This window comes from Limnohabitans parvus II-B4 (genome assembly GCF_003063455.1).
Lineage (GTDB): Bacteria > Pseudomonadota > Gammaproteobacteria > Burkholderiales > Burkholderiaceae_C > Limnohabitans_A > Limnohabitans_A parvus.
Genome location: NZ_NESN01000001.1, coordinates 451,286 through 464,551, shown reverse-complemented (window position 1 = coordinate 464,551; position 13,266 = coordinate 451,286). Strand labels below are relative to the sequence as shown.

Annotated in this window: 13 protein-coding genes and 2 tRNA genes; 14 read left to right on the top strand and 1 reads right to left on the bottom strand. The window is 58.1% G+C overall.

All coding sequences use genetic code 11. From position 1 onward, the window contains the following. Positions 1-34 precede the first annotated feature (34 nt). The 13 genes from uvrB (at position 35) to B9Z37_RS01985 (ending at position 11,026) form a co-directional block, all read left to right on the top strand. On the top strand, positions 35-2,137 hold the full coding sequence (uvrB, locus tag B9Z37_RS02045; protein WP_108311374.1) for an excinuclease ABC subunit UvrB: 2,103 nt from the start codon (positions 35-37) through the stop codon (positions 2,135-2,137). Positions 2,138-2,521: 384 nt separating this feature from the next. Further along, positions 2,522-3,058 (top strand): Fe-S cluster assembly transcriptional regulator IscR, encoded by a 537-nt coding sequence (gene iscR / locus B9Z37_RS02040; protein WP_108311373.1) that lies wholly within the window; start codon positions 2,522-2,524, stop codon positions 3,056-3,058. Positions 3,059-3,077: 19 nt separating this feature from the next. Continuing rightward, positions 3,078-4,295: an IscS subfamily cysteine desulfurase gene (locus B9Z37_RS02035; protein ID WP_108311372.1), complete on the top strand. Its 1,218-nt coding sequence runs from the start codon at positions 3,078-3,080 to the stop codon at positions 4,293-4,295. Positions 4,296-4,327: 32 nt separating this feature from the next. Next, positions 4,328-4,714 (top strand): Fe-S cluster assembly scaffold IscU, encoded by a 387-nt coding sequence (iscU, locus tag B9Z37_RS02030; protein WP_053175507.1) that lies wholly within the window; start codon positions 4,328-4,330, stop codon positions 4,712-4,714. 1 nt (position 4,715) lies between these two features. Beyond that, the gene (gene iscA, locus B9Z37_RS02025) at positions 4,716-5,039 is read left to right on the top strand and encodes an iron-sulfur cluster assembly protein IscA (protein WP_108311371.1); all 324 of its coding nucleotides are present in this window, start codon (positions 4,716-4,718) and stop codon (positions 5,037-5,039) included. 24 nt (positions 5,040-5,063) lie between these two features. Further along, a complete protein-coding gene (gene hscB, locus B9Z37_RS02020; RefSeq protein WP_205872542.1) occupies positions 5,064-5,579 on the top strand; it encodes a Fe-S protein assembly co-chaperone HscB in 516 nt (171 codons plus the stop codon). 58 nt (positions 5,580-5,637) lie between these two features. Then, positions 5,638-7,515, top strand: coding sequence for a Fe-S protein assembly chaperone HscA (hscA, locus tag B9Z37_RS02015; protein WP_108311370.1), 1,878 nt, complete (start codon positions 5,638-5,640; stop codon positions 7,513-7,515). 31 nt (positions 7,516-7,546) lie between these two features. After that, positions 7,547-7,885, top strand: a complete 339-nt coding sequence (gene fdx / locus B9Z37_RS02010) for an ISC system 2Fe-2S type ferredoxin (RefSeq protein ID WP_108311369.1) — start codon at positions 7,547-7,549, stop codon at positions 7,883-7,885. Positions 7,886-7,893: 8 nt separating this feature from the next. Next, positions 7,894-8,604 carry a DNA polymerase III subunit epsilon gene (gene dnaQ, locus B9Z37_RS02005; protein WP_108311368.1) on the top strand — a complete coding sequence of 237 codons (711 nt, stop codon included), beginning with the start codon at positions 7,894-7,896 and terminating at the stop codon, positions 8,602-8,604. An 88-nt stretch (positions 8,605-8,692) separates the two neighbouring features. Beyond that, positions 8,693-8,767: transfer RNA gene (locus B9Z37_RS02000), tRNA-Val, on the top strand. A 156-nt stretch (positions 8,768-8,923) separates the two neighbouring features. Then, on the top strand, positions 8,924-9,388 hold the full coding sequence (locus B9Z37_RS01995) for a MerR family transcriptional regulator (RefSeq protein WP_108311367.1): 465 nt from the start codon (positions 8,924-8,926) through the stop codon (positions 9,386-9,388). A gap of 34 nt (positions 9,389-9,422) precedes the next feature. Then, positions 9,423-9,499, top strand: a tRNA-Pro gene (locus B9Z37_RS01990). Between the two features lie 60 nt (positions 9,500-9,559). Further along, positions 9,560-11,026, top strand: coding sequence for a sensor histidine kinase (locus B9Z37_RS01985; RefSeq protein WP_167394297.1), 1,467 nt, complete (start codon positions 9,560-9,562; stop codon positions 11,024-11,026). 13 nt (positions 11,027-11,039) lie between these two features. Here the strand turns inward: B9Z37_RS01985 and B9Z37_RS01980 are convergent, their stop codons facing one another. After that, positions 11,040-11,642 carry a response regulator transcription factor gene (locus tag B9Z37_RS01980; protein WP_108311855.1) on the bottom strand — a complete coding sequence of 201 codons (603 nt, stop codon included), beginning with the start codon at positions 11,640-11,642 and terminating at the stop codon, positions 11,040-11,042. Between the two features lie 270 nt (positions 11,643-11,912). Here B9Z37_RS01980 and B9Z37_RS01975 point away from each other — a divergent pair, with 270 nt between their 5' ends. Beyond that, the gene (locus B9Z37_RS01975) at positions 11,913-13,208 is read left to right on the top strand and encodes a TolC family protein (protein WP_146179685.1); all 1,296 of its coding nucleotides are present in this window, start codon (positions 11,913-11,915) and stop codon (positions 13,206-13,208) included. Positions 13,209-13,266 lie beyond the last annotated feature (58 nt).

The window sequence follows — 13,266 nt, the reverse complement described above, 5'->3', positions numbered from 1 at the left end:
GTCTCTGATTTTAACGGCCCGCCGGGCTTCCCCGATGACCGAACTCTCCGAAGTTTCTTTCGCCCCCCCCGCAGGCCAATTCGTGAGCTACCCTGGCTCGCCGTTTGAGCTGTTTCAGCCCTATCCGCCTGCTGGAGACCAGCCCGTGGCCATTGAGCAGTTGGTCGAGGGGGTGCACGACGGCGAGGTGTTCCAGACCTTGCTGGGTGTGACGGGGTCGGGCAAGACCTTCACCATGGCCAATGTGATCGCCCAGCTGGGGCGGCCAGCCATCGTGTTTGCGCCCAACAAGACGCTGGCCGCGCAGCTGTACAGCGAGTTCCGCGAGTTCTTCCCCAAAAACGCGGTGGAGTACTTCGTCAGCTACTACGACTACTACCAGCCCGAGGCCTATGTGCCGCAGCGCGACCTGTTCATCGAGAAAGACTCGGCCATCAATGAGCACATCGAGCAGATGCGCTTGTCTTGCACCAAAAGCATCATGGAGCGGCGCGATGTGGTCATCGTGGCCACGGTGTCGGCCATTTACGGTATTGGCGAGCCCGAGAGCTACCACCGCATGATCATGACGCTGCGCACTGGCGACAAGCTGGGCCAGCGCGACGTGATCGCGCAGCTGATCCGGATGCAGTACCAGCGCAACGACATGGAATTTTCACGGGGCAAATTCCGGGTCAGGGGCGACACCATCGACGTTTTCCCCGCAGAACATTCCGAGCTGGCCATCCGCATCGAATTGTTTGACGACGAAATCGAAAGCCTGCAGCTCTTTGACCCGCTCACGGGTCGCATTCGCCAAAAGATCCCGCGCTTCACGGTCTATCCGTCCAGCCATTACGTCACGCCGCGTGACAAGGTGCTGGCCGCGGTGGAGACCATCAAGGTCGAGCTGGCCCAGCGCCTGAAAGAGCTGGTGGGCATGGGCAAGCTGGTGGAGGCCCAGCGCCTGGAGCAGCGCACCCGGTTTGACCTGGAAATGCTGTCCGAAGTGGGCCACTGCAAAGGCATTGAAAACTACACCCGGCATTTGTCGGGGGCAGCGCCGGGCGACCCGCCCAGCACTTTGACCGACTACATGCCGCCCGACGCCATCATGTTTTTGGACGAGAGTCACCAAATGATTGGCCAACTCAACGCCATGTACAACGGCGACAAGGCGCGCAAAACCACGCTGGTGGAATACGGCTTTCGCCTGCCCAGCGCGCTGGACAACCGACCGCTCAAGTTCGAAGAGTTTGAAAAGCGCATGCGCCAGTGCATCTTCGTGTCGGCCACCCCCGCTGACTACGAAAAGACGCATTCGGGCAAAGTGGTCGAACAGGTGGTGCGCCCCACGGGCCTGGTCGACCCGCAGGTCGAAGTGCGGCCAGCCACCCACCAGGTGGACGATGTGCTGCAGGAAATCCGCATCCGGGTGGACAAGAACGAGCGGGTGCTGATCACCACGCTCACCAAGCGCATGGCCGAGCAGCTGACCGATTACCTGAGCGACAACGGCGTGAAAGTGCGCTACCTGCACAGCGACGTGGACACGGTGGAGCGGGTCGAGATTTTGCGCGATTTGCGGCTCGGTGCTTTTGATGTGCTGGTGGGCATCAACCTGTTGCGCGAGGGCCTGGACATTCCCGAGGTGTCGCTGGTCGCCATTTTGGATGCGGACAAGGAAGGCTTCTTGCGTGCCGAGCGCAGCCTGATCCAGACCATTGGTCGCGCAGCCCGAAACCTGAACGGCCGGGCGATTTTGTACGCTGACCGCATCACCGAGTCGATGAAAAAAGCCATGGGCGAGACCGAGCGTCGCCGCATCAAGCAGTTGGCGCACAACGAGGCCATGGGCATCACGCCCAAGAGCATCGTGAAAAAGGTCAAGGACCTGATCGACGGCGTGTACAGCGAAAAGTCAGGCAAAGAGGCCGAGCGCCTGGAACAAGCGGCCATGCAAAAAGCCAAGGTCGAGGACATGAGCGAGAAAGACATCGCCCGCGCCATCAAGCAGCTCGAAAAACAAATGATGGAACACGCCCGCAATCTGGAGTTCGAAAAAGCCGCGCAGGTACGGGACCAGCTGACCATCTTGAAAGAGCAGGCGTTTGGTGCCACGGGAGGCGACAACATCGTGCCTTTGATCCGGGCTTGAGCGAAATTGCACGTCGTTCCGTCCTGTATTTTTTTGTGTCACCCCGGACCAGTTTTTTCTTGTCTCACCCCAGACCAGTTTTTTTCATGTGTCACCCCGGACCAGTTTTTTTTCTTGTGTCACCCCGGACTTGATCCGGGGTCCATGGCGGTGATTTGCAGATGGATCCCGCATCAAGTGCGGGATGACAAATTTCATCAAGTGGGGGGTGACAAATTTCATCAAGTGGGGGGTGACAAATTTCATCAAGTGGGGGATGACCTGAGTGGAATACCCCTATAACCTGAGCGATTTGATCGGGATTGGTTTATACTTGACTCGTTTAGTCGGGAACCTGCTCATGCAGGGCAAAGACTGAGCGTTCACCCACTTCAGGAGCCTGCCATGCGTCTCACCACCAAAGGCCGTTTTGCCGTCACCGCCATGATCGATTTGGCTTTGCGTCAAGACGCAGGCCCCGTGACCCTGGCCGCCATCAGCCAGCGCCAACAGATTTCACTGTCCTATCTGGAGCAGCTGTTTGGCAAGCTGCGCCGCCACAACCTGGTCGAATCGACCCGTGGCCCCGGCGGCGGTTACACACTGGGCCGCAAATCCACCGACATCACCGTGGCCGACATCATTTTGTCGGTCGACGAGCCCATTGATGCCACCCACTGCGGAGGCAAGGAGAACTGCCATGGCGGCGACAGCCGCTGCATGACGCACGACCTGTGGGCTTCGCTCAATTCCAAAATGGTTGAATTCCTTGACTCCGTTTCCCTGCAAAAGCTGGTGGACGACCAGCTGGCCAAAGGCCTGGTGGTGGAATCCAAGCCCAACATCAAGCGCGCCATTTCGCCCATGCCGGTGGTCAAGCCCATCCGCGTGACCGGCCCCAACTCGGTGTTCGAGCTGGGCACGGTGTTTGCGAAATCCTGATTAAAAAGAAGTACTGACCATGACCACGCCACACTTCCCCATTTACCTCGACTACGGTGCCACCAACCCCTGCGACCCCCGCGTGGTGGACGCCATCATTCCTTGGTTGCGTGAGCACTTTGGCAACCCTGCGTCGCGCACCCACGCCTGGGGCTGGGAAGCCGAAGCCGCTGTCGAAAAAGCCCGCGAGCAGGTGGCCGACCTGATCGGAGCCGACTCCCGCGAAATCGTCTGGACCAGCGGCGCGACCGAATCCAACAACCTGGCCATCAAGGGCGCAGCGCACTTTTACAAGTCGCGCGGCAAGCACCTGATCACCGTCAAAACAGAGCACAAGGCCGTGCTGGACACCATGCGTGAGCTGGAGCGCCAGGGCTTTGAAGTGACTTACCTCGATGTGCAAGACGATGGTTTGCTCAACATGGACGCGCTCAAGGCCGCGATTCGCCCCGACACCATCTTGATCAGCGTGATGTTCGTGAACAACGAAATCGGCGTGATCCAGGACGTGACCGCCATTGGCAACCTGTGCCGCGAAAAAGGCATCATCTTCCACGTCGATGCGGCCCAAGCCACTGGCAAGGTTGAGATCGACATGACCCAGTTGCCCATCGACCTGATGAGCTTGGCCTCGCACAAAACCTATGGACCCAAAGGCATTGGCGCTTTGTATGTGCGCCGCAAACCCCGCATTCGCTTGGAAGCGCAAATGCACGGCGGCGGACATGAGCGCGGTATGCGCTCGGGCACCTTGCCTACCCACCAGTGCGTGGGCATGGGCGAAGCGTTCCGCATCGCCAAACTGGAGATGGCCCAGGACAACGCCAAGGCGCGTGCCCTGCACGACCGCCTGATCAATGGCCTGAGTGACATGGAGCAGGTGTTTTTGAACGGACACGCCACCCAGCGCGTGCCCCACAACATCAACATGAGCTTCAACTTCGTCGAAGGCGAGTCGTTGATCATGGGCATCAAGGGCTTGGCGGTCTCGTCCGGCTCGGCCTGCACCTCGGCCAGCCTGGAGCCCAGCTATGTGCTGCGTGCCCTGGGCCGCAGCGACGAGTTGGCCCACAGCAGCTTGCGCATGACGATTGGCCGCTGGACCACTGAAGAAGACATCGACTACGCGATCAAAACCATCCGCGAGAACGTGGCCAAGCTGCGCGAGCTCAGCCCACTTTGGGAAATGCACCAAGACGGTATCGATCTCAGCACGATCCAGTGGGCCGCCCACTGAGTTCACCTTGACCTGAATACGGAGAAAACACCATGGCTTATTCTGAAAAAGTGGTTGACCACTACGAAAACCCCCGCAACGTCGGCTCCTTTGACAAGGGCGACGAAGACGTGGGCACCGGCATGGTCGGCGCGCCCGCTTGCGGCGACGTGATGAAGTTGCAGATCAAGGTCAACCCGACCACCGGCGTGATCGAAGACGCACGCTTCAAGACCTACGGCTGCGGCTCGGCCATCGCTTCCAGCTCGCTCGTCACCGAGTGGGTCAAGGGTAAGACGCTCGATGAAGCAGCGGCTCTGAAGAACAGCCAGATCGCCGAAGAGCTGGCGCTGCCGCCCGTCAAAATCCACTGCTCCATCTTGGCCGAAGACGCCATCAAGGCCGCCGTGGACGACTACAAAAAGAAACACCTGAACTGACATGGCCATCACACTGTCTGCCGCCGCCGCCCGGCATGTGACCCGGTACCTCGCCAAGCGTGGCTCTGGCGTGGGTGTGCGTCTGGGCGTCAAGACCACGGGCTGCTCGGGCTTGGCCTACAAGCTCGAATACGTGGACGAAATCGCGCCCGAAGACGTGGTCTTTGAAGGCCACGGCGTCAAGGTGCTGGTGGACCCCAAAAGCCTGGCCTACATCGACGGCACCGAGCTGGACTTCGTGCGCGAAGGCCTGAACGAGGGTTTCCGCTTCAACAACCCCAACGAACGTGACCGCTGCGGTTGCGGCGAGTCGTTCCGCGTTTGAGTCGAGTGTGGGTTTTTGCGCGTGATTTCTCTCCAAGCCAACGACTTCGAGCTGTTTGATGTACCGGTGCAGTTTGCGCAAGACCGCGCACAGCTTGACGCCCGCTGGAAAGCCCTGCAGCGCGAAGCCCACCCCGACCGTTTTGCCGCCGAAGGCGCAGCCGCACAGCGCGTGGCCATGCAGTGGTCGGTGCGCATCAACGAGGCGTATCAGCGCCTGAAAGACCCGCTCAAACGCGCCGCCTATTTGTGCGAGTTGCAAGGCGCGCCTGTGCAGGCCGAGAACAACACGGCCATGCCCGCTGCATTCCTCATGCAGCAGATGGAGTGGCGCGAAAACCTCGAAGACACTGACAGCACGCAAGGGCTAGAAGCCCTGGCCGATGAGGTGGCTGCCGAGCAGCGCCGAGTGCAGCAAGAGTTGGCCCGCCTGTTGGACGAGGCCAAAGACCCGGCGCAGGCCGTGGGGCAGGTGAGGGCGCTCATGTTCATTGAGCGCTTCACGCAAGAAGTGAACGCTAAACTCGACCGATTGACTTGACCCTCGGGTCGCAACGCCTCATGCAGGTGGGCGACTTGAACACCACCCTTGATTGACCATGGCGTTACTGCAGATTTCTGAACCGGGCCAGTCGCCCGACCCCCACCAGCGCCGCATTGCCGTAGGCATTGACTTGGGCACCACCCATTCGCTGGTGGCTTCTGTGCGCAATGGCGTGGCCGAGTGCCTGCCGGACGACGACGGCCGGGTGATCCTGCCGTCTGTGGTGCGCTTCATGCCCGGCCAGGGCCGTCAGATCGGTTTTGACGCCGTGCAGTCTGCCGCCACCGACCCGGTCAACACCATCGCCTCGGTCAAGCGTTTCATGGGCCGTGGCCTGCAAGACATTGCCGACCGCAGCAAGCTGCCTTACGAGTTCATCGCCAGCGAAGGCACAGCCAAGGGTGGCATGCTCAGCATCCAGACCGTGCAAGGCCCCAAGTCGCCGGTGGAGGTGAGCGCCGAGATTTTGGCCACTTTGCGTTACCGCGCCGAAGACACCTTCAATGACGACTTGTATGGCGCGGTCATCACCGTGCCCGCTTACTTTGACGACGCTCAGCGCCAAGCCACCAAAGACGCGGCCCAGCTGGCTGGCCTGAATGTGCTGCGCCTGATCAACGAGCCCACCGCCGCTGCCATTGCTTATGGCCTGGACAACGCCAGCGAAGGCGTTTACGCCGTGTTCGACCTGGGCGGCGGCACCTTTGACATCTCCATCCTGCGCCTCACGCAAGGCGTGTTCGAAGTGCTGTCCACTGGCGGCGACTCGGCCTTGGGCGGTGACGATTACGACCAAGCTCTGGCCGATGCTGCCATGGCGCGTCAGCCCGCATTGCAGGTGGTCACGGCAGAAGACAAAACCCTGCTCAAGGCGGCAGCCCGTGCGGCCAAAGAGGCTTTGACGACCACCGATACGGCCAGCCTGAATGTTGCGCTGTCCACCGGCGACTTGTCGGTGCCCGTCAGCCGTGCTGATTTCGAGCAAGCCACCCAAGCCCTGACAGCCCGTTGCATCACCGCCGTCCGCAAAGCCCTGCGCGATGCCCAGCTGGCCAAAGATGACGTGCAAGGCGTGGTCATGGTGGGCGGCTCCACCCGCATGCCGCAAATCCAGCACGCCGTGGCCGAGTTTTTTGGCCAAGCCCCGCTCAACAACCTCAACCCCGACGAAGTCGTCGCTTTAGGTGCGGCCATTCAGGCCAACCAGCTGGCGGGCAACAACGCCGCTGGCGAATTGCTGCTGCTCGACGTGATCCCCTTGTCGCTGGGCATCGAGACCATGGGCGGCCTGGTCGAGCGCATCATCCCGCGCAACCAGACCATCCCCACCGCCATGGCGCAAGACTTCACCACCTACCAAGATGGCCAGACCGCCTTGGCACTGCATGTGGTGCAGGGCGAGCGCGATCTGGTGCAAGACTGCCGCAGCCTGGCCCGCTTTGAACTGCGCGGCATCCCGCCCATGGCCGCGGGCGCTGCCCGCATCCGCGTCACCTTCACGGTGGACGCCGATGGCTTGTTGAGTGTGGGTGCCAAAGAGCAAATCAGCGGTGTCGAAGCGCGCATCGACGTCAAGCCCTCGTATGGCCTGAGCGACGAGCAGATCGCCACCATGCTGCAAGAAAGCTTCACAACCGCGCAAGCCGACATGAAAGCCCGTGCGCTGGTCGAAGCGCGGGTCGATGCCGACCGCATGCTGCTGGCCACGCGAAGCGCCTTGGCGGCGGACGGCGATCTGCTGCAAGCCGACGAGCGCGCCGCCATTGACGCCCAGATGGCCACTTTGCAAGCAGCCATCCAGACCGAGCAAGACGCCAAGGCGCTGGAAGACTGCACCCAGGCGCTGGCCAAAGGCACCGAAGCCTTTGCGGCCGAGCGCATGAACCACAGCATCCAGAAGGCCTTGTCTGGCCAAAACATCCAGTCCTTGTAAAGTCCGACCTGCACCGAATTCAAAGACACCTATGCCCGTCATCAAAATCCTGCCCCACCCCGAGTACTGCCCCAACGGCGCAGAAATCACCGCGCCTGCGGGCACCAGCATCTGCGAAGCGCTGCTCGACAACAAAATCAACATCGAACACGCCTGCGACATGAGCGCGGCCTGCACCACCTGCCATGTGGTGGTGCGCGAAGGCTTCAAAAGCCTGGGTGAGATGGAAGAAACCGAAGAAGACCTGCTCGACCGCGCCTGGGGCCTGGAGCCCAACTCGCGCCTGAGCTGCCAGGCCTTTGTGGCCAAACAAGATTTGGTGATCGAGATCCCGCGCTACACCATCAACCACGCCAAAGAAAACCACTGAGGCCAGACATGCGTCAAATCGTTCTGGACACCGAAACCACGGGCCTCTCGGCCGAAGGCGGCGACCGCATCATCGAGCTCGGTTGTGTGGAGCTGTATGCCCGCAAGCTCACGGGCAACAACCTGCATTTTTATTTCAACCCTGAGCGTGACAGCCACGAAGACGCGCTCAAGGTGCACGGCATCAGCAACGAATTTTTGCGTGACAAACCCAAGTTTGCCGAGTTGTCTGAAGAAATTCTGGACTACCTCGGTGATGCCGAACTCATCATCCACAACGCGGCGTTTGACATTGGCTTTTTGAACAAAGAGCTGGAGCGTGTGGGCAAAAAGCCGCTCAAGGCCTACGTCAGCAACGTGATCGACACCCTGGCCATGGCCAAGGAAATGTTCCCGGGCAAGCGCAACAGCCTGGATGCCTTGTGCGACCGACTGGAAGTGGACAATTCAGGCCGCACGCTGCACGGTGCCTTGCTGGACGCCGAGTTGCTGGCCGACGTCTACATCAACATGACGCGTGGCCAAGAGGCCTTGTTGATTGACGCGGGTGATGCGTCCACCGACACCCAGGCTGTGGTGGTGCAAGTGGATTTGAGCACCTACGTGCTGTCTGTATTGCCCGCCAATGCGCAAGAGTTGGCGGCGCATGACGATGTGCTGACGCAGCTGGACAAGTCGAGTGGTGGCAAAACTGTTTGGCGTCAGATACAAGCCGCTTGAGGGCGCTGACAAGGATCCATTTTTTGCGCGTTCGGTCCAATTCAGCGGTATTTTTGTGCCATAATTCAAGTCTTCGCTGAGAAGCGTAGGGCGGTTAGCTCAGGGGTAGAGCACTGCATTCACACTGCAGGGGTCACAAGTTCGAAACTTGTACTGCCCACCAAAAACACCCAATCAAAAAGCACTTGAGAGAGATCTCAAGTGCTTTTTTGTTTTTTCATTCGCATGTCGATGATTCTTTTCGTGAACGAATTCGTCTGGACGTTTTCTCGCAAGTTGCAGTAAGCTACAAGGTTTTCCACGTAACTTGTTGTCGTTCATGGACAGTCCGCTTCCATCCATCCCTGCCAAACGCTATTTCACCATCGGTGAAGTGGGCGAATTGTGTGGTGTCAAGCCGCATGTTTTGCGCTATTGGGAGCAGGAATTTACCCAGCTTCGGCCAGTCAAGCGCCGGGGCAATCGCCGTTATTACCAGCACCATGAGGTGTTGATGATTCGGCGCATTCGTGACTTGCTTTATGACCAAGGCTTCACCATCAGTGGTGCACGCAACCGTTTGCAAGAGTTGGTGCAGACCGAGCGTCAACTGCGACGCGGTGCAGCTGAAGGCGCTGATTTGGACGAGACCTCGTCAAACACAGATGAATCGAACACAGACGAATGGTCTGGTGAGCCTTCTGAGCGGTTGGCCCTGGCCGATGTCGAGTGGGCCGACGATGGCGCAAAAGGCCTTTCGCTGAAAAATGAGCTGATTGAAATTCGGTCCTTGCTCACCCTTTGAGGGTGAATTTATGCGGTTATAATTCAAAGCTTGTCGGCGTGTAGCGCAGCCTGGTAGCGCACTTGCATGGGGTGCAAGGGGTCGCGAGTTCGAATCCCGCCACGCCGACCATTTATTTTTATAAAACCTCCAACAGGTATCTGTTGGAGGTTTTTTTTCGGGGTCCGTGGCATGACTTACTACAACGAAATCTATTTCGCACTGTTTGGCACGATGTTTGGCATGTTGACTATCAGCACCATCCCCTATTACCGCAATAATTCTGGTGCCGAAGGCTACTGGCTGTCAGGCATACCGCTAGCAGGTGGGTTGTCTTATTTTTTGTTTTTGTTGGCACCCCACGTGCATCGAGGCCTGTTAACGCCAGCCAATTTCATTTTGGTGGCGTTCACGCTGGGGCCTGCGTTTTTAATGCGCCATTGGCTGGGCAAAGATTCCCGTAAAGCCTTGTTTTTTATCGCTATTTTGTGGGGCTTTTCTGCTGCATTCTTTGAATATTTGCGTTTGCACGGCAATTTTCAGCAACGCGTTTTGCTGGTCGTCGCATGGCTGGTCGCCGCCTGTATCTGGACATGCATCGAAGCACACAGCCTCTATCAACAACGCAAATCTTTTTACATTTTGGCCTTGATCGCCAGTGCCTTGCTGGGGGTGATCGTCAGCGTGATGCGCCTGATCTTGATTTTCAGTGACACGCCGAGCAACATCAATTTGTACGAAGAGCCCTTTCTTCAAATAATGCTTCGTTTTGTCTTGGGCGTGTGTCTGATGTTCATTTCAGTTTTTTTGATCACCCATGCCAACGAACGACTGCACTGGATCAATTTTTCGATCCAGCAAGCCAAGGATAAATCGGAGTCCATGAATGAAGAGCTGACTCAGCTCGTTCGCGAGCGCGACCACATGCTGATGATCAACTCGCGCTTTTCCACCGTCAGCTCTTTGGCCATGTTCAACTCGGCCATCGTGCATGAACTCAGCCAACCGCTTGCCGCATTGAATTTGACTTTGCAAGAGGCGCAATGGCGCACCAAAACCGCAGACCCATCGCTTCAGACCTCCATTGAGTACAGCGTGAGCTTGGTGCAAAAAATCGGGCAAATGAACCACAGTTTGCGCAATTTGATGATGGCCCAAAAGCCCGATTTCGAGACCGTTGCCCTCGATTCCTGCCTGCAAGACATACTTCCGATTTTGCAAAACGAAGCCAGTCGGCGTCACGTCTTGCTGGGAACTCCCCCAGCCAGTGGCCCATTGCCAGTGATTGCGAATAAAGTGATGTTTGAGCGCATCGTCTTCAACCTGGTGGCCAACGCCATGGACGCCTTGTCAAGCAACGCCACGCCCGGTCAAAAACCTCACATCGGCATGGCCTTCACGCAGGAAATTCGGCGCGACCAAGACCATGTCGTGTTGACGGTGACTGACAACGGACCTGGATTCCCAAAACATTTGTTGTCCAGTGACTGGTTGCATTTCCAGTCCACCAAGGAGACCGGCATGGGCGTCGGTCTCATTTTGTGTCACTACATCTTGAGCACTTGGCGTGGTGAATTGGTCTTGGCCAACCAGCCCAGCGGTGGTGCCTTGGTTCAGTTGTGGATTCCGCTCAGCAAACAGGCCAACCCGGCAGCCTGATCACCTGCCCACCTCAGTTCAAACCCAGCTGCTGAATGCCCAGTGCCAGCTGCTGCAAAGAGCTGGCCTGCATCTTCTCCAGAATGCGTGACTTGTGCACCTTGATCGTCGCATTGCTGATGCCCAGGTTGACGGCAATTTGTTTGCTCAACAAACCTTCCACCAGCAAAGCGCAGACTTCTTTTTCGCGAGGGGTCAGGCTGTTGTAACGTTCGCGCAGCGTCAACTGTAGCGACAGTGCCTGCGAATTTTGTTGGTCTTTTTCCAACGCATGCGCTATTGCAGTCAACAAGTCTTCCAAATTGAAGGGCTTGAACAGGAAATCGACCGCGCCTTGCTTCATGCTCAAGACGATTTCGCTGGATTCCCATTCGCCACTGATGAAAACGATCGGCGTTTTGCGGCCAATGTCCTGCAGCCGTTTTTGCAATTCCACGCCCGACATGGACGGCATGCGCATGTCCATCAGGATCACAGCGGGTGATACCGGCATGGATTCCTGCAAGAACACCAGTGGATCGTTGTAAACCTCGGTCGAAAAACCCAGCCGCTTCAATGTGTCGCCCAAGGCAGAAGCCACAACTTCGTTGTCGTCGATCACATAAACGTGTTTCATGGCGGGTGCTGGCTGCTTAGCGCGGATCAAAAAAGTCATCCTAAGAGCGTACGTCAATCCTGGCTATTAGCTCAAGAGCTGATTTGATTTGGTTTTTTTGTTGAAAGCATCAATTAACCGATAAAAATATCAAAATATTAGCCCAATGGTGAATAGTCGGAAAACGTGGTTTTTGATACTTTTGACACATCTAGAAAAAGTCTTCAAACAACCATCGTTTGCCCTCCCTATAGGGGCTGGCTCACGGTGAAAACAACCCAAGGAACCACCATGTTGCACACCATCTCTTCGCTCTTGACCCGTCAAATTGCCGCCCACGGTATCCATCGCTGCGCCGCTATGACTGCTGTCGCGGTCCCGATGCTGTTTGCCACAGCCCAAGCGCAGTCGCAATCCCTGGAAGGCGTGATTCGCCAAGCCTTGCTTGACTACCCAGGCATCAAAGCTGTGAACGCCGGCGTCATGGGGGCCAAAGCCGACATCGATCGCGCCAACGGCGCATTGATGCCTACCCTGTCTCTCAACGCATCGGCCAACAAAATCAAGGACAGCGACGCGGATCAAAAAGCCATGGCCACACCTTGGCTGACCTGGAGCGTTCCCCTCAATGGGCGCGTTCGCGCCGACATTCAGCGCACCGAAAGCGCGGCCAAAGTGGCTGACGCCAAATTGCAAGTGACCCGTGACGACATCGCATTGCAAGCCGCCGAGGCTTGGCTGGCGGTCGTGCGCGGCCAGCAAATGGTGCAGCTGGCGCAGCAAAATGTGGCCGAGCACAACGCCATTTTGGGTGACATTCAAAAAATCGTGGCAGTCGATGCCGGCCGCTCGCTGGACCTGGCTCAAGCCCAAGTGCGCTCGGACGCTGCCCAAACCAACCTGACTCAGCGCCAAGCCGAACTCAAGCAAGCGCAAGAAAAATTGGCCCGTTTCACCCCCGATGCCCGTCAGAGCGCTGCCTTTGGCCGCTACCCCCAGTTGCCCAAAGCCGTCCCTGCTGACTCACAGCAAGCCCTGTCTGCCATGACCAGCCCCGCACTGGCCCAAGCCCAAGCCCAATTCGAAGAAGCTCAAGCCCGTGTTCAATCTGCCAAGGCGTTGCACAACCCCACGCTTGACCTGAGCCTGGGCCGTCAGCACCTGGGTGCCATTGCCGGTGCCAAAACCGTTGCCACAGCCACCTTCAGCTTGCCTCTTTACCAAGGTGGTCAAGTCGATGCGGGTGTGCGCTCGGCCGTTGCGCAAGCCACCGCAGCACAAGACACCTTGGCTGAAACCGAACTCGTGGTCAAAGAGCGCGTGCGACTGGCCTATGCCGATCTGGCCTCAGCACAAGCCCGCTTGAGCTTGGCAGCCCAGCAGCGCACCAGTGGCTCCCAACTCGTGTCCGGCTACAAAGAGCAATTCCGTCTCGCACGCCGCAGCTTGCTGGACCTGCTCAACATCCAGAGCGAATACGCCAGCTACCAGCAAGCCGAAGCCCTGGCGCAGCACGACGTCAAAGCGGCTGAATACCGCATCACAGCCGCCTTGGGCCAATTGGCACGCAGCTACAGCGCCCAGTAATCTGACCCAGCAGGTCAGACCTTTTCCCTGCATCGAATTTCGGGGTGGCCCAGTGCCA